The sequence below is a fragment of the Streptomyces sp. NBC_01244 genome (assembly GCF_035987325.1).
Taxonomy (GTDB): domain Bacteria; phylum Actinomycetota; class Actinomycetes; order Streptomycetales; family Streptomycetaceae; genus Streptomyces.
In genome coordinates, this window is the sequence record NZ_CP108488.1 from 9,219,096 (window position 1) to 9,238,974 (window position 19,879).

General features: G+C 70.2%; 20 protein-coding genes. 6 read left to right on the plus strand and 14 right to left on the minus strand.

All coding sequences use genetic code 11. The features are described 5' to 3' along the window. Nucleotides 1-71: 71 nt before the first annotated feature. Nucleotides 72-1,337: a 3-phosphoshikimate 1-carboxyvinyltransferase gene (aroA, locus tag OG247_RS41030; RefSeq protein ID WP_327257051.1), complete on the plus strand. Its 1,266-nt coding sequence runs from the start codon at nt 72-74 to the stop codon at nt 1,335-1,337. Between the two features lie 41 nt (nt 1,338-1,378). On the opposite strand, the gene OG247_RS41035 is transcribed toward aroA, so the two are convergent. Continuing rightward, nucleotides 1,379-1,990 carry an NUDIX hydrolase gene (locus OG247_RS41035; RefSeq protein WP_327257809.1) on the minus strand — a complete coding sequence of 204 codons (612 nt, stop codon included), beginning with the start codon at nt 1,988-1,990 and terminating at the stop codon, nt 1,379-1,381. A gap of 420 nt (nt 1,991-2,410) precedes the next feature. Between OG247_RS41035 and OG247_RS41040 the strand changes: the two genes are divergently transcribed. From OG247_RS41040 to OG247_RS41055, 4 genes are all read left to right on the plus strand, one after another. Further along, nucleotides 2,411-3,085 (plus strand): dTMP kinase, encoded by a 675-nt coding sequence (locus OG247_RS41040; RefSeq protein ID WP_327257052.1) that lies wholly within the window; start codon nt 2,411-2,413, stop codon nt 3,083-3,085. A gap of 267 nt (nt 3,086-3,352) precedes the next feature. Beyond that, nucleotides 3,353-4,105: a hypothetical protein gene (locus OG247_RS41045; RefSeq protein ID WP_327257053.1), complete on the plus strand. Its 753-nt coding sequence runs from the start codon at nt 3,353-3,355 to the stop codon at nt 4,103-4,105. 79 nt (nt 4,106-4,184) lie between these two features. After that, nucleotides 4,185-5,468: a putative PEP-binding protein gene (locus OG247_RS41050; protein ID WP_327257054.1), complete on the plus strand. Its 1,284-nt coding sequence runs from the start codon at nt 4,185-4,187 to the stop codon at nt 5,466-5,468. Beyond that, on the plus strand, nt 5,461-6,369 hold the full coding sequence (locus tag OG247_RS41055) for an MBL fold metallo-hydrolase (protein ID WP_327257055.1): 909 nt from the start codon (nt 5,461-5,463) through the stop codon (nt 6,367-6,369). The genes OG247_RS41050 and OG247_RS41055 overlap by 8 nt, the downstream gene beginning before the upstream one ends. A gap of 93 nt (nt 6,370-6,462) precedes the next feature. On the opposite strand, the gene OG247_RS41060 is transcribed toward OG247_RS41055, so the two are convergent. From OG247_RS41060 to OG247_RS41120, 13 genes are all read right to left on the minus strand, one after another. Then, nucleotides 6,463-7,152 (minus strand): hypothetical protein, encoded by a 690-nt coding sequence (locus tag OG247_RS41060; RefSeq protein WP_327257056.1) that lies wholly within the window; start codon nt 7,150-7,152, stop codon nt 6,463-6,465. A gap of 49 nt (nt 7,153-7,201) precedes the next feature. Next, nucleotides 7,202-7,744, minus strand: coding sequence for a hypothetical protein (locus OG247_RS41065; RefSeq protein ID WP_327257057.1), 543 nt, complete (start codon nt 7,742-7,744; stop codon nt 7,202-7,204). A 27-nt stretch (nt 7,745-7,771) separates the two neighbouring features. After that, on the minus strand, nt 7,772-8,416 hold the full coding sequence (locus tag OG247_RS41070) for a hypothetical protein (protein ID WP_327257058.1): 645 nt from the start codon (nt 8,414-8,416) through the stop codon (nt 7,772-7,774). Continuing rightward, on the minus strand, nt 8,413-8,955 hold the full coding sequence (locus OG247_RS41075; protein WP_327257059.1) for a hypothetical protein: 543 nt from the start codon (nt 8,953-8,955) through the stop codon (nt 8,413-8,415). The genes OG247_RS41070 and OG247_RS41075 overlap by 4 nt, the downstream gene beginning before the upstream one ends. After that, complete coding sequence (locus tag OG247_RS41080; RefSeq protein WP_327257060.1) at nt 8,952-10,247, minus strand: MCE family protein; 1,296 nt, start codon at nt 10,245-10,247, stop codon at nt 8,952-8,954. The genes OG247_RS41075 and OG247_RS41080 overlap by 4 nt, the downstream gene beginning before the upstream one ends. Further along, nucleotides 10,244-11,428, minus strand: a complete 1,185-nt coding sequence (locus tag OG247_RS41085) for an MCE family protein (RefSeq protein WP_327257810.1) — start codon at nt 11,426-11,428, stop codon at nt 10,244-10,246. Before OG247_RS41085 ends, OG247_RS41080 begins: the two co-directional genes overlap by 4 nt. A gap of 89 nt (nt 11,429-11,517) precedes the next feature. Then, nucleotides 11,518-12,546 (minus strand): MCE family protein, encoded by a 1,029-nt coding sequence (locus tag OG247_RS41090; RefSeq protein WP_442813543.1) that lies wholly within the window; start codon nt 12,544-12,546, stop codon nt 11,518-11,520. Then, nucleotides 12,543-13,589, minus strand: coding sequence for an MCE family protein (locus tag OG247_RS41095; protein ID WP_327257061.1), 1,047 nt, complete (start codon nt 13,587-13,589; stop codon nt 12,543-12,545). Before OG247_RS41095 ends, OG247_RS41090 begins: the two co-directional genes overlap by 4 nt. Next, a complete protein-coding gene (locus OG247_RS41100) occupies nt 13,586-14,641 on the minus strand; it encodes an MlaD family protein (RefSeq protein WP_327257062.1) in 1,056 nt (351 codons plus the stop codon). Before OG247_RS41100 ends, OG247_RS41095 begins: the two co-directional genes overlap by 4 nt. Beyond that, nucleotides 14,638-15,891 (minus strand): MCE family protein, encoded by a 1,254-nt coding sequence (locus OG247_RS41105; protein ID WP_327257063.1) that lies wholly within the window; start codon nt 15,889-15,891, stop codon nt 14,638-14,640. Before OG247_RS41105 ends, OG247_RS41100 begins: the two co-directional genes overlap by 4 nt. 1 nt (nt 15,892) lies before the next feature. After that, entirely contained in the window at nt 15,893-16,699 is an 807-nt protein-coding gene (locus OG247_RS41110; RefSeq protein ID WP_327257064.1) for an MlaE family ABC transporter permease, read from the minus strand. 5 nt (nt 16,700-16,704) lie between these two features. Next, nucleotides 16,705-17,469, minus strand: a complete 765-nt coding sequence (locus tag OG247_RS41115) for an MlaE family ABC transporter permease (RefSeq protein ID WP_327257065.1) — start codon at nt 17,467-17,469, stop codon at nt 16,705-16,707. Next, nucleotides 17,466-18,476: an ABC transporter ATP-binding protein gene (locus OG247_RS41120; protein ID WP_327257066.1), complete on the minus strand. Its 1,011-nt coding sequence runs from the start codon at nt 18,474-18,476 to the stop codon at nt 17,466-17,468. The genes OG247_RS41115 and OG247_RS41120 overlap by 4 nt, the downstream gene beginning before the upstream one ends. Before the next feature lie 740 nt (nt 18,477-19,216). On the opposite strand from OG247_RS41120, the gene OG247_RS41125 reads away from it, so the two are divergent. Further along, a complete protein-coding gene (locus OG247_RS41125; protein ID WP_327257067.1) occupies nt 19,217-19,852 on the plus strand; it encodes a hypothetical protein in 636 nt (211 codons plus the stop codon). Nucleotides 19,853-19,879 lie beyond the last annotated feature (27 nt).

Here is a 19,879-nt window from a genome sequence, read left to right on the forward strand (position 1 = left end):
CGGGCGGCCCCGACATGGCAACATCCGGTGCGCGAACCGTTCCCCCCGACACCCGCACCGGAGCGCCCGCCGTGACGATCGTCGAAATCCCCGGGTCCAAGTCCCTCACCGCCAGAGCCCTGTTCCTGGCCGCGGCGGCCGAGGGCACCTCGACCCTGCTGCGACCGCTGCGCTCGGACGACACCGAGGGCTTCGCCGAAGGCCTTGCCGCCCTCGGCTACCGCGTCGAGCACACGCCGGGCCGCTGGCTCGTCGAGGGATGTCCGGCCGGCCCGCCGCGGGAGGAGGCCGACGTCTACTGCCGCGACGGCGCCACCACCGCCCGGTTCCTGCCCACACTGGTCGCGGCCGGGCACGGCAGCTACCGGTTCGACGCCTCCGCCCAGATGCGCCGCCGTCCCGTGGCCCCGTTGACCCGTGCGCTGCGCGCGCTGGGCGTCGACGTCCGGCATGCGCGGGCCGACGGGCACCATCCGCTGAGCATCGTCGCCGACGGCGTCAAGGGCGGTGAACTCGCCCTGGACGCGGGGGAGTCGTCGCAGTACCTGACCGCACTGCTGATGCTCGGACCGCTCACCCGCGAGGGGCTGCGCATCACCGTCACCCGCCTGGTCTCGGCTCCGTACATCGAGATCACGCTGGCCATGATGGCTGCCTTCGGGGCGACGGTGGAACGCAGGCCGGAGCCCGACGGAGAGGTCTTCGACGTGCGGCCCGGCGGCTACCGGGCCACCGAGTACGCGATCGAACCCGATGCCTCCACCGCGAGCTACTTCTTCGCCGCCGCGGCGCTCACGGGCCGGGAGGTCACGGTCCCCGGCCTGGGCCGAGGCGCGCTCCAGGGCGATCTGCGGTTCGTCGAGGTTCTCCGGCGGATGGGGGCGGAGGTACGCGTCGGGGATGCCGGCACGACGGTGGCAGGCACCGGGAAGCTGTGCGGGATCACGGTCAACATGCGGGACATCTCCGACACCATGCCCACGCTGGCGGCGCTCGCCCCCTTCGCCGGAGGGCCGGTCCGGATCGAGGACGTGGGCAACACCCGGGTCAAGGAGTGCGACCGGCTGGAGGCCTGCGCCGAGAACCTGCGGGCGATGGGTGTCGAGGTCGCGACCGGGCCCGACTGGATCGAGATCACCCCGGGCGCTGTGAGGCCGGTCGAGATCGCCACCCACCACGACCATCGCATCGCGATGTCCTTCGCCGTCGCCTCGCTGCGCGTGCCGGGCATCACCTTCGACGACCCCGGGTGCGTGCGGAAGACGTTCCCCGGCTTCCACGAGGCGTTCGCGGCCCTGCGCGCGCAGTGGCAGGCGACGGATGGCGACGTCGGCTGAGGATCACCGCGCCGGCTGAGGATCACCGCGTCGGCTGAGGATCAGGACGTCAACTCCCCTTCGTAACACCGGATCAAGGTCCGTACGGCATACGTCGCCATGCGCCGGGGCGGGTCTCCGAGCAGCTCGGACAGCGGCAGCCAGACCGCGGCCACGCCCTCGTCGTTGAGCGCGATCTCCGGCTCGGCCGGCAGGTCCAGCAGGTAGGTGTGCCAGCGATGGGCGTCCGCGCCGCGGCGGCAGGAGTCGCCGGGGATCGGGTCGTCGCCGAGGTGGCGAAGGGTCCCCCCGGTGATACCGGTTTCCTCCCGGAGCTCGCGCAGCGCGGCCCGGTGCGGGTCCTCGCCGGGGGCGACGTGGCCGGCCGGCACGGTCAGCGCGAAGGGGTAGGCGGTCCGGTCGAAGAGGAGGAACCGGGGGCCGGGGACCCGTACGAAGACGCCGGACGTCTCGTGCCAGTACTCCCCGTCGGGCTCGACCCACCAGTGTGCCTCGGGGTCGACGACCAGGGCGCGTTCGGCCCGGTGCCCGCAGGCGCGGCAGACACAGCTGCGGCGCCCCGCGTGCTCTTCCCAGTGGACCGCTTCCGCACGACAGGTCAGGCAGTACTCGTGCCGCAAACCGTCGTCCAGTGGCCGGAAGTTCAGTTTCATCACCGCTCCGATTGTTTTCCCGGCCCGGCTTCCCCCGGTGGCCGGGGCCAGTGGGGCGCCGGACAGTGTGCCATGGAATTCGCCCCGCACCCCGCCGCGTCCTGGGAATTGGTTTTCCCAATTTGCCCAAAACTCCCGCATGGGGTGACCCCCTCATGACCCCCCATAGTCCCGCACCTGGGCCGATCCGATTGCGGATCCAACGATTCCGATTCATCTCATTCTCCGAGACGCAAGAAAGCGGCTATTTACAAGCCACCTGGTACGGACCTAGAGTCCGATGAGGCGCCGGCGGGGCGTCCGAGTTCAGAATCACAGATTCCTCGTTGAGGAATCTGAACCTTGGTTCTCGCCTTCCCTCACGAGAGCCGCACAGCGAACCGGTCAGCTTTTTCAGAGACGGAACAGTTCACTAGGGCGGTGGAAGTGCGCGCACAGAAATACCCTGCGGGCGAAAGATCCAGAACCGGGCGGCTCGTGGCCGTGGTGGGTCTGGACGGGGCCGGCAAGTCGACCCAGGTGCGAATGCTCGGGGAATGGCTCCGCTCCGTGGGCGTTCCGGGCCAGGCTCATCAGAGCGTCACCATGGCGCCCGTACGCAAGGCCCTGACCTCCATGGCTCAACAGGAGGGACTCAAGGACCACTTGGAGCTCATCGGCGGCGACACCATGCGTCTCGTCTCCGCCTGTTCCAAATTGGCCCGGGTCGCCGCGCTCGAGGAGACCCTCATGACGTCCCCCGACGTCGTGGTCGTCGACCGCTACACCTACTGCCAGTACGCCCTGGCCAAGGCGCAGGGCACCGGCAGCGTCGACTTCCTGCGCCGGCTCTTCGAGGGAGCGCCCGAGCCGGACCTCACGATCTTCCTCGACGTCTCCCCGGCCGAGGCCGTGCGCCGCATCGACGTGCGCGGAATCGATGAGGAGAGCCCGGAGTTCCTCGAGGCCTTCAGGGCGGCTTATGTCGACCTTCCCGAGTTCGCCGGATTCGTCCCGGTCCCAGGTGATGGCGATTTCGAGGCAGTGCAGCTTGCAATGAGGCAGGCCATTGTCGTCGCATTCCCTGAGATTTTCGTCGCCGCTTCGACCGCCTGAGCGTGCGGCGTCGGCTTCTTCTGTCCTTTCTGCACGCGCTTTACGGTCCGTGTCCAGCTGCCCGCATATCCGTGCGGGCCGGCCGGCGCGCACGCGCCGTGCACTCATTCCCGTACCTCTTGAGCAGATTTCCCCTGCGCATTTCCCGGTGAGCAATCGGACATACGCGCAGCAGGGTGCGCTTTCCCGTGCACACTCCCCGTGTGCTCCTCCGGCACGCCTCCGTCCCGGAGCGGCCGCCTTCTCTCAGCCCAAGGAGAATCCACCATGCCCAGCTTCCGCAGCGCTTCCATCGAGGACGGGATGTTCAGCCGGACCGACACCTGCCACATGCACGTCGACGCGGGCGGCTTCGCCGCGGCGGCGGCGCTGGCCGAGATGATGGACGTCAAGCACGGGCTCGCCTGCAAGGCGGTACCCGTCGTCGCCCTCACGAGCGGCCCGCAGCGGGACGACTCCCCGGACGCCTACGCCGAGCACCACCCCGCCCACGACGAGGACCCCGACGCCGACTCCTTCGCGTCCGCCTATCTGGGCGACACCTCCACCCTCGGCAAGGCGCGCTCGGTCCTGGAGTCGATCTACGCGACGCACCCGACGGCGGTCGTCGAACTCGAGCAAGTCGTCTTCGACGTGAACTGGGCGGGCGAGGTCAGCGCGGTCGAGGAGGAGGCGCCCGCGGCGCGGATCGAGCTCGCCGGCGCACGGCAGATCACCCCGCACGTGCCCTACGAGTACCACCACGGATTCAACCTCGACCGCAGCGGTCCCCTGCCGGACCTGGCCGAGCTGACCCGCCAACTGGCTGACAGCGGCGTGCCGTTCGGAAGCATCTACGTCTTCGATCGCGGTGACCAGGTCGCCTACCGCACCAACTGCTTCCTGGCCACCGCCGACCACGACCAGTTGCTGAAGGAACGCCAGACCACCATCGACGTCGTGTCCCACCTCATCGGCCAGGACGTGCTCGTGAAGACGGTCCTCGAGCGGGTCGTCGGAATCTGGCAGCCGAAGAAGTAGCCGCAGCGGTGGTGGCGGCGCACGTCGAGCCGCCACCACCGGAACACTCTCCATGAAGCCAAAGGAGTTGAGGACTCAGATGCGGGAACCGGTCCAGGACTGGTCCGACGCGTACTTCGCGCATCCGCAGGACATCCATGGCCGGACCGTCCGGGTCGAGGTCGACGCACCGCTGTACGAGATCGCCCACCTGTGGCGGCACGGCGCAAGCGCCCTGGAGTTCCGGGGATCCGTGGCCGCCGCCCACGCCCGGACCCTGTGGGAGGAGATCGGGCCCTGGGGCGCCGACGGGGCCGCCTCCCCGGGCATCGCGACCGCTGACGGGCGGCCCGTGCTGGTGAACGCCTGCACGGAGGCGGGGTTTCGTCGCGCCGCCGCGGCCGGGGCGGCGGGCGTCGGGCTGGTGCGCGGCGAGTTCCTCTTCGCGCTGGCGGTCGCCACGCTGTTCGAGGAGAAGTTCGACGACGGCAGCACGGTCCTCGAATCCCTGAGCTCGGAAGGCGATTTCGCCACGCTCACCAGACTGCTGCACACCCCCGAACTGTGCACCCTGCTCGGCCGGCCCATCGCCGCGGCGCTCGACGCCGCGGGCTCGGCGTTCCCGGCCGGTGCCCCCGTCTTCGTACGGCTCTTCGACTTCGGTGATGCCTACACCTCGCAGGGCGGCCCGCGCGGCACCGCGCTCCTGCTCGAAAAGCTCCCCGAAGCACTCGATTTCCTCGCCCGGATCCTGTGGGAGGTGCAGAGCAGGCACACCGTCCGCTTCGTTCTCGCACCGCCGATGGTCTCGTCCTACGCCGAACTGACCTCAGTGCTAAGCCGACTGGCACGCATCGGCCTGTCACCCGCATCGGGCGACTCCGCGGCCACCGGTCAGCCGGGCTTCGGCTGGGAGGTCGAGACACCGGCCGCCGCGCTGTGCACCGGACTGTGGGCGGACCATCTCCTGCGCGAACACCGTCTCACCCCGGCGGTCTGCGGCATCGGCACCAACGACCTCACCCAGTTCACGCTCGCCCGCGGGCGCCGGACCACGCCGTCAGCGCCCGGCCGGCCCGAGGCCCACCCGGCGGTCCTCGCCCTGCTCGCCAGGCTGGCCGCCGACTGCCAGGACCGTGGCATCACCGCGGTCCTGTCGGGTGCGGCCGCCGAGGACAGCGGCTATCGGAACTTCGGGGACTCCCTCGGCCTGCTCGCCTCCTGCACCCCGTACGCACTCTTCGAGGACGCCGGGGCCGAGTCGGCCGCCATCCTCGAACAGGCCGTCTCCGTCGACGCCCTGCCCGGCGTGGGCGGACTGCCCGAGGTCATCGTGTGGCGCCGCGTGACGGCACACACCTGCACGGGGGACCGGCATGGGTGACGGGCCCGGCTTCCTTACCCTCGCGCCCGGCGTCCTCGCCGTCCGCTGCCCGAAACCGCACAGCCACACGGGAATGGTCAGCATGGTGGTGGCGGACGGCGGCCGGCTCGCCGTCATCGACACCGGCATGCGCGAACACGCCCTGGCCGCACTGCTCCCGGCGCTCGGAGCCCTCGGCGCCCGCCCGCAGGACATCGCGATCCTGTGCGCGACGCACGGCCACGCGGACCACGTCGGAGGGTGCGGCCCGCTGCGCGAACTGACCTCTGCCGCCGCCTGCTTCTCCCCTCTGGACGCCGAACTCGCGGGCGCCGTACCGGACCTGCCGGCCCGGGCCGGCCAGGTGATCGACCTCGGCAGCCTCCGCTTCGAGGTCCTGCCCACACCCGGCCACACCCCCGGCAGCAGCTGCTTCTACGAACGCTCGCTGCGTCTGCTGATCGCCGGGGACGCCGTGCAGAGCAGGGGTTCGGCCGGCCGGCTGCCGGTCTACTACGACTCGGGCCGCGACTACCGTGCGAGTCTGCGCGAACTGCTGCGCATCCCGGTCGAGACCCTGCTCACCGGACACCCCCTGCGCGGGCCCGGACTCGAAGGATGCATCCACCGCGGAACCGACACATGCCGGGAGTTGCTGACCATGAGCCTCGGGTACGCGCAGTCCGTGGAGCGCGCGGTCGCCACGGGAGTACGCGTCCTCACGGACGACCCCGCCGAACCCCTGCACTTCCCCACGCTGCGTAGGTTCGTACTCGACGAACTGTCTCGCGAACCCCTTTACGCGGAAGCGGAGTTGACGTCCGCCGAACTGGAGGAGGACGAAGACGTCACAGCCACGCTGCTCAGCGAGACGAGAGACCTCGGGATCCTGCTGGAGGCCGCCCCTTCCGTACGGCGGTAGGCCACGTGCCGGCTCCGATGGTGCGCTCCAGATCCGAATCCGCGTACGGACGCGGTGGGCAGGCCGGTCTTCATGGTGGTACCCGTGCGGAGCTCAGCGGCCGAAGGTGTCGATCCCCTCCACGAGCCAGTGTCCGTCGCGGTCCACCAGGTCGAGGGCGAGCATCGCGCCCGCGTACACGCCTTGGTTCTGGGGGCTCTGCTTCTCGGTCCCGGCCGTGCTCACGCTGCTCTGGTCGGCGTAGACGAGGACCCGCGCCCGGTCGCCGTCGATCCGCTCGACCGCGCTGTCCGTGACGGCAGTGGTGATCACCGTCTTCTGCTTCTCGGCCTGGGCGAGGATGTCGCCGAAGAGCGCCCGGTGCTGGGTGACGGCCTTGCCCGTGAGCAGGGTCTTCGTCGCGCTCTCGAAGGCGGCGGGCTTCGCGTGGTCGTAGGAGAAGAAGGAGGCGACGGCCTTGGCGGTCTGTCCCTTGATCTCGCTGGTACGGGCGAGGTCGGTGAGCGCGGTGTTTGCGCGCACGGGATCGCTCCGCAGTGCGGAGGCCCGGCTGTGGGCGAATCCGGCGAAGGCACCGAGCAGGACGGTGAGCGTACAGAGGATCAGGAGGGGGGTGAGGTACTTCTTTCCGCCCCCGTCCGTGCCGTCCACCCCGGCCCCCCCGGCCGACTCCGGAGCCTCCTGCCGCTGCGCGTCGTCGGTCGCGCGCGCCGCGGGGACCGGCTGGTTGCCGACGGCCTGGCGGCGGCGCTGGCGGTTGATGAGGTGGCGGGTCGTCGACATCGTGCGTGTCCTCTCGGGTCCGGGCGGCTTGCGCGGTACGGCGGGCCGGTCAGCCGGACGCCGTACCGCCCACGGGGGCCTGGCCCAGCGCGCTGAGCTTCCAGTGGCCCCCGGTGCGGGTCAGTTCACCGAGCATGCGGCTGTCCTTGTCGCTGCTCTTGTCGTCGGCCGCCTTGACCGTGATGCGCAGGGCGACCAGCACCCGGGCCCGCCCTGCCCGCTCGTCCAGCTCGGTCACGGCGCCCGACAGCACCCGGGCCGTCGTCACGGTCTTCGCCGCCTTGACCTGACGCGTGAACTCCGCTCGTCCCTGCACGAGCTGGTCGTGCAGGTCGCCGGTCGTGGACGACTCCCACAGGTCGAGGCCCTGGTCCACCTTGGCGTGGTCCAGGGTGTTGAGGTTCTGCACGGCCTGTTCCGCCGCCGTGAGCACCTGGTCGCGCTGGGCGGCGTACGCGGCGGACTCGTCATGGCTTGCCCCGTACCAGTCCTGGGCCGCCCACGCGGCGAAGCCGCCCGTGAGGAGGGTGAGCCCGAGGGCGGCGGCCAGGATCGGCCGGGTGCCCGTGCGGGCTCGGACCGTGCGTGTCATGAGGCGCTCTTCTCTCCCGCTCATCTCTCAGCGGGCCTTGATGTCGACGATCTGCCACCGGTCGCCGTGGAACTGCGCGGTGACGGTGAGCTGGGCCGCGGCCGAGGTGGTGGCCCCCTCGTCCCGCCGTGAGGTCTGGTCGAGGAGGACCAGGAGCCGAGCGGTGTTCCCGTCCAGCTCGATCACCCCGGTGCGGACGGCCTGCGTGCTGAGGGTGATCTTCTGCGTCTCCAGGTTCGCGCGGAGCTGGGCGAACAGGTCGCCGTACTGCCTGGCCGCCCGCCCCGCGAGGACCGAACGAGCCGACCGCTCGGTGGCGTCGGCGCCGGCGGGGGTGTAGGAGAAGATCCTGGCCAGGCCGTCACCGACTTCGCCGCTCACCCGCTCGGTGGCCGCGGTGTCGGTGAGGGCACGGTTCTGGGCGGAGGAGGTGGAGCGCAGGTGATGCGCGCCGTAGAAGAAGGCACTTCCGCCCAGGAGCAGGACGGCGACGGCCGCCGCGAAGGCCGCCGTCTGCCACCGGCCGCCGAAGCGGGAGCGCAAGGGGGAGTCGGAGTCGGAGCCGGGGCCGGAGCCGCGGAGATCTGCGTCGATGCGGTCGTCGGAGCCACCGCCGTCCTCGCCCGGGGCCTGCGCGCGTCTGTCCGTCGTCTTCCGCAGCAGTCGTGTCACTTCGCCTCGCTCCCCCCGGTATCGGTAGCGGTACCGGCGGCGTCCGCGCTCGCCACCGGAACGGCGCTCAGCGCTTTGACCTTCCACGTGGCGTCGCCCGTACGCTCCAGGACGGCTTCGAGCCGCTTGCGGTCACTCGTCGTCTTCGAGGTGCCCTGGGGCGTGACGTCGACGCGCACGGTCGCGATGAGCTTCGCCGTACCCGCCCGGGGGTCCAGCGCGGTGACGGCGGCCTCGGTGACGGCGGCGCGAGCCGAGGCGCCCACCGCCGGCCGGGTGGCGCCCAGTTCGGTGTGCAACGGCCCGGTGGAAGCGTTCTGCCACGCCTTGATCCCGGCCTCCGCGTGTTCACGCGTGGACGCGTCCAGAGTGTTGAGCACCGCGATGCGATCGCGGCCCTGGGCGAGGACGGCGTCCCGCTCCCGGCTGAAGGCGAGACCGTCGTCGGTACGGGCCTGCGCGTACGTCCAGGCGCCCGTCCCGCAGAAGGCGAGCGCCACGGCCAGTCCGGCGCCGGCGAGGACGCGTGCGCGCCTCACCGGACGCTCCCGGCACCGAGGCCGAGCAGCCCGGCCATGTCGGTGGGCCCGCCGTCCTGGCCCGGCAGTGCCAGCGCGCCGGGCAGTGCGAGCGTGCCGGGCAGGGCCGGCGCGCCGGGCGCGGTGGCGGAGCCGGCGCTGCCCGAGGGGAGCGAACCGGGTTGGGCCGGGGTGGGGACGGGGCCGCCCTTCGGGGCGTTCGCGGAGCCGCGCACGTTCGTCCCGGACGAGGCCGGACTGGTGCAGGAGGCCCCGGTGTTGAGGGCGGGTGCGGTGCCGAGGTCGAGGCCGTTGCGGTAGCGCGTGCCGCCGTAGCCGGAGGTGCAGGGCAGGGGCTTGAAGAAGGTGACGGCCATGCCGAGGTTCATCCGTCCTCCGTCGACGGTGGTGGCGCCCGCGGAGACGGCCGCGGGGAACTTCACGAGGAGCTCCTCCATGCCGCGCTGCCGGGTGACGGCGATTTCCGAGGTGGTGAGCAGGTTGGCGAGGACCACGCCGAGGCTGGGGTCGAGGTCGCGCAGGAGGCCGCTGATCTGGGTGGCCGCGCCCGGGGTGACGGCGAGCAGGCGGCGTACGTCGCCGTCGGATCCCTTGAGGGTGATGGCGAGTTCGCGCGCGCCGGTGGCGAAGTCGCGGATGGCCCGGCCCTCCTCGGCCTGGGTGCGCAGGACGACCTCTCCGTCGGATATGAGGCGGGTGGTCGCGGGCAAGTTGCGGTCGGCGGCCTGCACGAACGCGCTGCCGCCGTCGATCAGGGCCTGGAGATCGTCGCCGTGCCCCTCGAACGCCTTGCCCAGTTCGTCGACGACCGTGCGCAGCGAGTCGAGCGGAACGGACCGGGTGAGGTCGTTCATGCTGGACAGGAGGTCGGTGACGGGTGCGGGCACCTCGGTGTCGGCCTGGTCGATGCGGGCTCCCTCCGCGAGGTAGGGGCCCTGGTCGCCGTCGGGCCGCAGATCGATGTACTGCTCGCCGACGGCGGAGAGCCCGGCGACGACGGCCTTCGCGTCGGCGGGGACGCGGGCGGCCGACTTCTTGATGCGCAGCCGGGCCACGACTCCGTCGGCGGTGAGGTCGATGGCGCCGACGCGTCCGACGGAGACGCCCCGGTAGGTGACGTCCGAGTGGGGGAACAGGCCACCGGTGCGGGCGAGGTGGACGTTGACGGTGTAGTAGTCGGCGACGCCGACGTAGCGGCCGAGGTCGGCGTAGTGGATGCCGAGGTAGCCGAGGACGAGGGCGGCGATGACGAGGAACGCGAGGTTCTTCAGCCGTACGGCGAGGGTGATCACCGGGTCTTCCCTCCGTCCTTCGCTCCGGCGGCGGTGCCCGGTGCGCTCGGGGAGGATGCCGGTCCGGCCGGGCCGACGCTCTGGACGGGCGGCAGCGGCAGCGGGGACGGAGGTTTCGTGGCCCTGCTGCCGGACGCGCCCTCGCTGCCGGACGCACCCCCGCCGGCGGTGGCGCCGGGCTCGGTCGCGGGGGTGGGCGTCGGGCCGGGCGTGGTCTGGGGGACGAGCGGCGGGATGACCTGGGTGCCGGGTTCGGCGGCGATGTAGAGGTAGGTGTTGAGGTAGTCGCCCTTGATGCCCCGCATCACCTCGTCGGTGAAGGGGTACGTCAGCAGCGCCTGGAGCGAGTCGGGCAGGTCGGCGCCGGCGTCGGCGAGTGCCTTCAGGGTCGGCGCGAGGGCCTTGAGGTCGGCGACCATGTCGTCCTTGCCGGCATTGATGGTGGAGACGGCGACACCGGACAGGGTGTCGAGGGCTCGCAGCATGGTCAGGAGCGAACCCCGTTGGTTCTCCAGGGTCTTGAGGCCGGGGGAGAGGTTGGTGATGACGGTGCCCACGTCCTTCTTCCGCTCGGCGAGCGTGATGGAGAGCCGGTTGACCCCGTCGAGCGCCTGCGTGATGTCGCCCCGGTGCGCGTCGAGGTTGGTCACGAGGGTGTTGACCCGCTCCAGCATGGAGCGGACCTCGGGCTCGCGTCCGCCGAGCGCGGAGTTCAGCTCCTTGGTGATGGTCTTCAGCTGGTTGACCCCGCCGCCGTTGAGCAGCAGGGACAGGGCGCCGAAGACCTCCTCGACCTCGGTGTTGCGGCTGGTGCGGGCGAGCGGGATCGTGCTGCCGTCGGTGAGGCGCGCGCCGCCCGCGTCCTTGGCGGGTGCGGTGAGTTCGATGAACTTCTCGCCGAGCAGGCTCGACTGCTGCAGGCGGGCGCTCGCATCGGAAGGCAGCCTGATGTCGCCGTTGATCTTCATGGTGACGCGCGCCGTCCAGTCTCCGGTTCCGAGGCGGATCTCGGTGACGCGGCCGACGGCGACGTCGTTGACCTTGACCGCGGACTGCGGGACGAGGCTGAGGACGTCCGCGAGTTCGGCGGTGATCGTGTACGGGTGGGAGCCGAGGTCGGCGCCGCCGGGCAGCGGCAGGTCCTCGATGCCGTCGAAGCGGGGCAGGTCCTTGGGGAGCATGGTCACGGAGAGGACCACGGCCACCCCGAGGGCGACGGCCCCGCCGATCCCGGCCCCGGCGGCCTTGCGGGTGAAGGGTACGCGGCGCTTCACCGGTCCCCCTTCCCACGGGTGGCCGACGAGCCGCCGGCCACGGGCAGCGGGAGCAGCGGTCCGCCCATGCTGATCTCGTTGAGGTTGGCCCGGCCGTCGAGGGTGCGGGTGTTCTCGTTGTACGCACCCACCACGTTGCCCGCCGCGAGCGGGGCCGCGTCGAGAGCCTCGGCGAGGGAGGCCCGCTGATCGACGAGGGCCTGGGTGAGGGGGACGAGCCGGTCGACGTTCTGCTTCAGTTCGCCCCGGTTGTCCTGGATGAAGGTCTTCACCTGGGCGAGGGCCTTGCCGAGTTCGGTGAGGGCGCCCGCGAGGTCGTCCTTGTTGTCGGCGAAGAAGGTCACCACGTCGTCGAGGCGCTCCTGGGCGGTGCGGACGTCGCCGTCCTTGTCCTTGAGCATGGTGGTGAACGTCTGGAGCTGGCTGAGGGTGGTGAACAGGTCGTCGCTGCTGCCGTCGAGGGTCTTGGCCGCCTTGCCGAACTCCTGGATGGACGTCCCGATCGCGTCGCCGTTGTCCTTGAGGTTCTTGGCGCCGGTTTCGAGCAGGCCGGACAGGGCGCCGGTCTTGTTGGCCCCGTCGGGGCCGAGGGCCTTGCCGAGTTCGGTGATCGAGGCGTACAGCTGGTCGATCTCGACGGGGGTGCGGTTGCGGGACGCCGCGAGTTGGGCACCGTTGGCGAGGGCGGGGCCCGAACTGTACGCCGGGGTGAGCTGGACGTACCGGTCCGCGACGATGCTGGGGGCGACGATGACGGCCCGTGCGTCGGCCGCGACGCGTACGCCCTCGTCGACGTGGAGACGGACGCGTACCCGGGTGCCTTCGGGCTGCACGGACTCGACTTCGCCGACGCGCACCCCGAGGATCCTCAGGTCGGATCCGGCGTAGACGCCGACGGCGCGGTCGAAGTAGGCGGTGACACGGGTGCCGTCGGACTCGAGGAAGCGTACGGCGACGAGGCCGCAGGCCGTGAGCACTACGATGGCGAGCCCGATGACGAGGGGCCTTCTGGGTGTGGTCATCATGCACCGCTCCCCTTCGCCGGCGCCTTCTGCTGCGGCGGCCGGCATCCGGTCTTGGGCTGTGACGCCTCCGGCAGGTAGTTCCGGGGTACGACTCCGCACAGGTAGCTGTCGAACCAGTGACCGCTGCCCAGGGTGTTGCCGACGAGCCGGTAGTACGGGCCGACGAGGGCGAGGGTCTTGTCGAGCTGGCCGCTGTTCTTCTCCAGGACCTTGGTGACCCGGCTGAGGGCCTTGAGAGTCGGGCCGAGCCGGCGGTCGTTGTCGTCGACGATGCCGCTGAGCTGGGTTCCGAGGTCCCGGCTGCCCGTGAGCAGCGCGTGGATGGCGTCGCGCCGGTCCTTCAGCTCGCCGAGCAGTGAGCCGCCGTCCTCGATGAGGGTCTCGAAACTGGATTTCTTGCCCTCCAGCGTCTTGGTGAACGTCCGGCTCCCCTGGAGGAGCTGGGACAGCTGGGCGTCACGGCTGGAGACGGACTTGGACAGTTCCGACAGGCCGGTGGCGGCGCTGCGCACGTTCGGCGGCGAGTCCTTGAAGGTGTCGGAGATCGTTTCGAAGCTTTCGGCGAGCTTCTTGGTGTCGATGGCGTCGACCGTGCCGCTCAGGTCCTGGAACGCCTGTGTCACGTCGTACGGGGACGTGGTGCGCGCCAGCGGGATGCGGCTGCCGGGGTCCTGCCGGCCGGCGCCCAGCGGGTCGAGAGCCAGGTACTTGTCGCCGAGCAGGGTCTTGATGGCGATGGCGGCGGTGGAACGGTCGCCGACCCAGGCGTCACCGACCTCGAACGTCACCTTCACCTTGGGCCCGTCGAGGGCGACCCCCGTGACCGAGCCGACCTTGACCCCGGCGATGCGCACCTCGTCGCCGGTGCCGAGGCCTGCGGCTTCGGTGAAGTCGGCGCTGTAGGCGGTGCCCCCGCCGGCGAACGGCAGGCGGTCCACGTTGTAGGCGAGGACGGCGATCAGGGCGAGCGCGACGAGTCCGACGACGGCCACGGCGACGGGGTTGCGGGCCTTGACGGGGGTCCACCTTGGCGGGCGGCTCATCCTCGGCACCTCGATTCGGTGACGACGATGCCGGTCGGCGGCGTGGAGCCGTCGGAAGTGCTCACACCGCTCACGCGGGCCTCACAGAGGTAGAGGTTGAACCACGATCCGTACGAGGACAGCCGTGCCAGGGCGGTCATCTTGGCCGGAGTCCTGTTGAGGAAGTCCTCGATCTGCGGAGCGTGGTCGCCGAGGGTGTTCGAGAGGCGGCCCAGTTCGCCGATGCTCTGCTTCAGGGGGGCGCGCCCGTCCTCGAGGAGTCCCGCGGTCACGGTGGTCAGGTCGCCCATCGCCTGGACGGCCTTGCCCAGGGGTTTGCGGTCGTCGTTGAAGCCCGTGACGAGTTTCTGGAGGGTGACGACTAGGTCGCCGAAGGCGGCCTCGCGGGTGTTGAGCGTGTCCAGGACGACGTTCAGGTTGGTGACGACCTGACCGATCACCTGGTCCTTGGCGGCGACGGTCTGCGTGAGCGAACCGACGTGCCGGATCAGGCTGTCGACCGTGCCGCCCTCGCCTTGGAGGACCTGGACGAGCGATCCGGCGAGGTCGTTGACGTCGCTCGGCGACAGGCCCTCGAAGAGCGGTTTGAACCCGTTGAAGAGCAGCGTCATGTCGAGCGCGGGTTTCGTGCGGTCCAGCGGGATGGTGGAGCCGGGCCGCAGGATGCCGTCCACGTCACCACTGCCCCGGTCCAGGGCCACGTAGCGCTGCCCGACCATGTTGAGATACTTCACCGAGGCGGTCACCGAGCCGGGGAGCGTGCGGTCGTCGCGGATGCTGAAGCTGACCTGGGCGGTGCGCCGGTCGACGACCCGGACGTCGGTCACCTCCCCGACCTTCACGCCCGATATCCGCACGCTGTCCCCGTCGATGAGCCCGGTGACGTCGGTGAACAGCGCCTTGTACGAGCGCGTGCCGGAGCCCACGCCGGTGTTGGCGATGCTGAGCGCGAGCACGGTCGTGGCGAGGGCGGTGACCAGGACGAAGATCAAGGACTTGACCAGCGGGCCGGTCAGGGGGCGCCGTCGGGTGTGCGCGAGGTCGTTCGTCATTTGAGGATCACCTCCGTGCCGCGGTATGCGGGTCCGGCCAGCAGGCTGCTCCAGTCGGGCAGGTCGCCGGGCTGCTTCTCGGCCGCGGGCGCGAGGAGCTCGTTCAGGAACTCGTTCTCCTGCGGGGAGTTGGCGGGCCCGAGGTTCTGCTCGGCCGCCGCCGAGGCCCGCGCGGCGGGTGCCACCGGGACACCGAGGTAGGGCACGGGGTAACAGTGCGGACCGCCGCCCGAGGTGTACGAGGGGGTGTCGCGGCCGGGTACGTACGCGCCGCGTGAGGGCACGGTGACGACGTTGACGTGCAGGCCGGGCCGGTCGGTCCCCTTGCCGAGCGCCTTGTCCATGGCGGGCACGAACTCGGCGAGGGTGCGCAAGGTGCAGGGGAAGGACGAGGAGTACTCGGCGAGCAGCTCCAGGGTCGGCCTGCCGGTGGCGCTGAGCCGGATGATGTTGTTCTTGTTCTGGCGCAGGAAGGCCGTCACGTCCTGGGCGGTGCGGGTGGTGGCCCCGAGGGTGCCGGCCAGGTCGTTCTCCTTCTCGGCGAGCGTGCCGCTGGTGGTGGTGAAGTCGGTGAGCGCGGTGACGATGTCCGGGGCCACGTCCGCGTACAGGTTGCTCACCTTCACGAGTTCCCGGAGGTCCCGGTTGAGCGTGGGCAGTTCGGGGTTGAACTTCTGGAGGTGGGAGTCCAGCTGGGCGAGCGTGGCGCCGAGCTTGTCGCCGCGTCCTTCGAGGGCCCGGGAGACGGCGGACAGGGTGGCGGAGAGCTTCTGCGGCTGGACGGCGGTGAGCATCGGCAGGACGTTGTCCAGGACCTGCTGGAGTTCCACGGCGTTGCTGGACCGGTCCTCGGGGATGACGGCCCCGGCGCCGATGGGCTTCGGCGAGGGCGTCTGCGGCGGGACGAGCGCCACGAACCGTTCGCCGAACAGGGTCGTCGGCAGCATCTGGGCGCGCACGTCGGAGGGGACGTCGGCGAGGGTGGCCGGATTCATCGCGAGGGTGAGGCGCGCTCCCGAGTCGGTGGCGGCGATGGAGCGGACCTCGCCGATGACGACACCGCGCAGTTTGACCTCGGCGCCCGGGTGCATCTCGTTGCCGACGCTGCCCGTCTCGACGGTGATCGGGGTGCTGGCGGTGAACTGTTTGTCGTAGACGGCGATCGCCAGCCAGATCAGGAGCGCGGGTACCAGCAGGAAGACGACTCCGGCGAGCCGGCGACGCAGGGTCTCACCACGTGGGCTGCTCATCTCACCCCGCCACCTTCACGGTCGTGGTCGCGCCCCACAGGGCCAGCGACAGGAAGAAGTCGGTGACGCTGATGATCACGATGGCATTGCGCACGGACCGGCCCACCGCGACGCCGACTCCGGCCGGGCCGCCGGAGGCACGGAAGCCGTAGTAGCAGTGCGCGAGGATCACCATGACGCTGAAGATCAGCACCTTGAGGACCGACAGCAGGACGTCGGTGGGGGAGAGGAACAGGTTGAAGTAGTGGTCGTACGTCCCCTCGGACTGACCGTTGAACAGGACGGTCACGTAGCGGGAGGCGACGTAGGAGGAGAGGAGGCCGATCGCGTAGAGCGGGATGATCGCGACGACGCCCGCGATGATGCGGGTGGTGACCAGGTACGGGATCGAGCGGATGCCCATGCCTTCGAGGGCGTCGACCTCCTCGTTGATCCGCATCGCGCCGAGCTGGGCGGTGAAGCCGGCGCCGACGGTCGCGGAGAGGGCGAGCCCGGCGACCAGGGGCGCGATCTCGCGGGTGTTGAAGTACGCGGAGACGAACCCGGTGAACGCGGCGGTGCCGATCTGGTCGAGGGCCGCGTACCCCTGGAGGCCGACGACGGTGCCGGTGAACAGGGTCATCGCGATCATCACACCGATGGTGCCGCCGATCACACCGAGGCCGCCGGAACCGAAGGCAACCTCGGCGAGCAGCCGTTGGACCTCCTTGAGGTAGCGGCGCAGCGTGCGCGGGATCCAGGCCAGCGCCTTGACGTAGAACAGGAACTGGTCGCCGGACCGGTCGAGCCAGACGAACGGGGAGGCCATCGGCCTCAGCCTCCCTTCGGCGGGACGATGTGGAGGTAGATGGCCGTCAGCACCATGTTCACGAAGAACAGCAGCATGAACGTGATGACGACGGACTGGTTGACGGCGTCGCCGACCCCCTTGGGGCCGCCGCGCGGGTTGAGGCCGCGGTAGGCGGCGACGATGCCCGCGATGAACCCGAAGATCAGGGCCTTGAACTCGCTGATGTAGAGGTCGGGCAGCTGGGCGAGCGCGGAGAAGCTGGACAGGTAGGCGCCCGGGGTGCCGCCCTGGAGGATGACGTTGAAGAAGTAGCCGCCGAGCGTGCCCACGACGGACACCAGGCCGTTGAGGAGCACGGCCACGCCCATCGTCGCCAGCACCCGCGGCACGACCAGGCGCTGGACGGGGGAGACGCCCATGACCTCCATCGCGTCGAGCTCCTCGCGGATCTTGCGGGAGCCGAGGTCGGCGCAGATGGCGGAGCCGCCGGCGCCGGCGATGAGCAGGGCCACGATGAGCGGGCTCGCCTGTTGGATGACGGCGAGGACGCTGGCGCCTCCGGTGAACGACTGCGCGCCCAGCTGCTGGGTGAGCGAACCGACCTGGAGGGCGATCACCGCGCCGAACGGGATGGAGACGAGTGCGGCGGGCAGGATCGTGATGCTGGCGATGAACCAGAACTGCTCGACGAACTCCCGGAACTGGAAGGGGCGTCGGAAGATGGACCGGCCCACCTCTGCCGCGAGGGCGAAGAGCCGGCCGGTCTGCCGCAGCGCGCCCGTGATCACGAGCCGCTCCCGGTGCCCGGAAGGCGCAGGGTCGGCGCCTGAGCCCCGGGCGCGTACGTGTCCTCGATGGCGGCGCGGGCGGCGGGCGGCAGTGTGTCGAGCAGGGCGAGTACGCGCTCGCGGCGCCTGAGGACCGCCTGGCGCCGCGGCAGTCCGGGCGAGGGCTCCAATTGCGGGACGATGACCCGGGGCGTGGTGGGTGCGAGGCCGGGCACGGCGGCCTCGGCGGCGAGCGTGGCCTCGTCCTTCTCCTCGGACATCCCGATGGGGCCTTCGCGCCGTCCCGCGAGGAACTGCGCCACGACGGGCTCGTCGCTGGTGAGCAGCACTTCGCGCGGGCCGAAGGTGACGAGCTTGCGCCGGAAGAGCATGCCCATGTTGTCGGGGACGGTCGCGGCGATGTCGAGGTTGTGGGTGACGATGAGCATCGTCGCGTCGATCTGTGCGTTCAGGTCGATCAGCAACTGCGAGAGGTTGGCGGTGCGGACGGGGTCGAGGCCGGAGTCCGGCTCGTCGCACAGCACGATCTGCGGGTCGAGCACGAGCGCGCGGGCCAGTCCCGCCCGCTTGCGCATACCGCCGCTGATCTCGCCGGGGAGCTTGCCCTCGGACCCGAGGAGTCCGACGACGTCGATGCGCTCCATGACGATCCGGCGGATCTCCGACTCCTTCTTCCGCGTGTGCTCGCGCAGCGGGAAGGCGATGTTGTCGAAGAGGGACATGGACCCGAAGAGAGCGCCGTCCTGGAACATGAGACCGAAGAGTTTGCGGGCCTCGTAAATGTCGCGCTCGGGGCTGTTCACCATGTCGACTCCGGCCACGAGGACGTGTCCCCGCTCCGGCTTCAACAGACCGATGAGCGACTTGAGGAACACTGTCTTCCCGGTGCCGGAAGGACCGAGCATGACGCTCACTTCCCCCGCGGGCAACGTCAGGGTCACGTCCTGCCAGATGTTCTGCTTACCGAAGGACATGGTCAGACCCTCAACAGCTATTTCGATTCCCATACCACCTCCAGCAGGAGTGTGCCGCGAGTGCGTCTCGGGCCGCACGTTAAGTCGTTCACGATCACCGGGACAATAGGTGTGACACCGATTCGGCCCGGCGCCCCGGAATTTGTCACCGCGTGGACAAATCCGGGTGCGTCATTTGTGTCCGGAGAGACACAACGGGGCCCCGTGGGTCCGTAAGCCGGACTCGCGGGGCCCCACCGAGAAGGGGCCGGCCCCGCCGGGGGGCGGCGCCGGACCCGTCCGTCAGGACTCCTGCTTCGGTGGCCGCCAACCTGGGGGTGAGCGTCGCACCCGGAACGCTACGGCCGGGTAACATCCGACGGCAATACGCAGGTTCCGGGTTTTTCTCGAGATCGCCCGCGCCCGCGTACCCCTTGTCACGCGGATCACATATGCACGCGCTTACTTGTCATGCGCGAGAGTATTTCTTCCACATATCGCGATGCGGACCCTCCGTCGGGCGGAAAGATGTGGCAGCGGGGTGTGTGATCGACCGGAATTATCGACATTGCGCACCCGCGGGCTAATGCTGCGCCGACGACCGCTCACCCGCTGAACAGTTAATACGGGCTCTTCAAAGAATCTTGAACTACTCCATTGTTCAGCCAAGTTTCCCGCAAGTAACGTCAGCGTCGCGGCCGAGGAACACCGAGCCGCGGGTCGTCTGTGTCTCCCCCTATTGCACAGCTGCGGCCCACCTCTGCCGGTCAATCCCCAAGGAGAGTCCCAGAGTCATGAAGAAGACCATCAGAAACTTCGCCGTCGTCACCGGTGCCGCCACCGCAGCGTTCCTCCTGGCGGCCGGCCCGGCATCGGCCGTGCCGTCCACCGTGTGGACCGTCAACCCGTCCCCCTCGACCTTCACGGCGACGAACAGCGGGAACATCGTCCTCAGCGTCAACGGCATCGCCATGACGTGTACGAAGTCGGGCGCCTCCGGCTCGATGGCCAGCGCCACCGGCAACCCCGCCACCGTCGGCTCGATCAGCGCCATCAACTTCGGTGCCACCGGCTTCCCCTGCACCAGTGTCCTGGGCAACGTGACCACCGTCGCGACGACCCCGTGGACCGTGGTGGCCCAGGACTACACCGCCGCGACCGGCGTCACCAAGGGGTACATCGGCAACGTCGACGCCAAGGTCACCGTCGGTGCCTGCGTCTTCCGCGTGACGGGCAAGGCGTCGGGCACCTACACCAACTCGACGGGCAAGCTCGCGGTCTCCAGCGTCAGCGGGGAGCTCAAGGTCGTCTCGTCGACCAACTGCGGCAGCGCCGTACCGGTCGGCGCCAAGCCGATCTTCACCGGCGCCTACCTGGTCAAGAAGACCGGCACCACGGTCATCCCGACCATCGTCGGCTCCAACCCGTAAGGCGTGCGGGAGTGTCGCCGACACTCC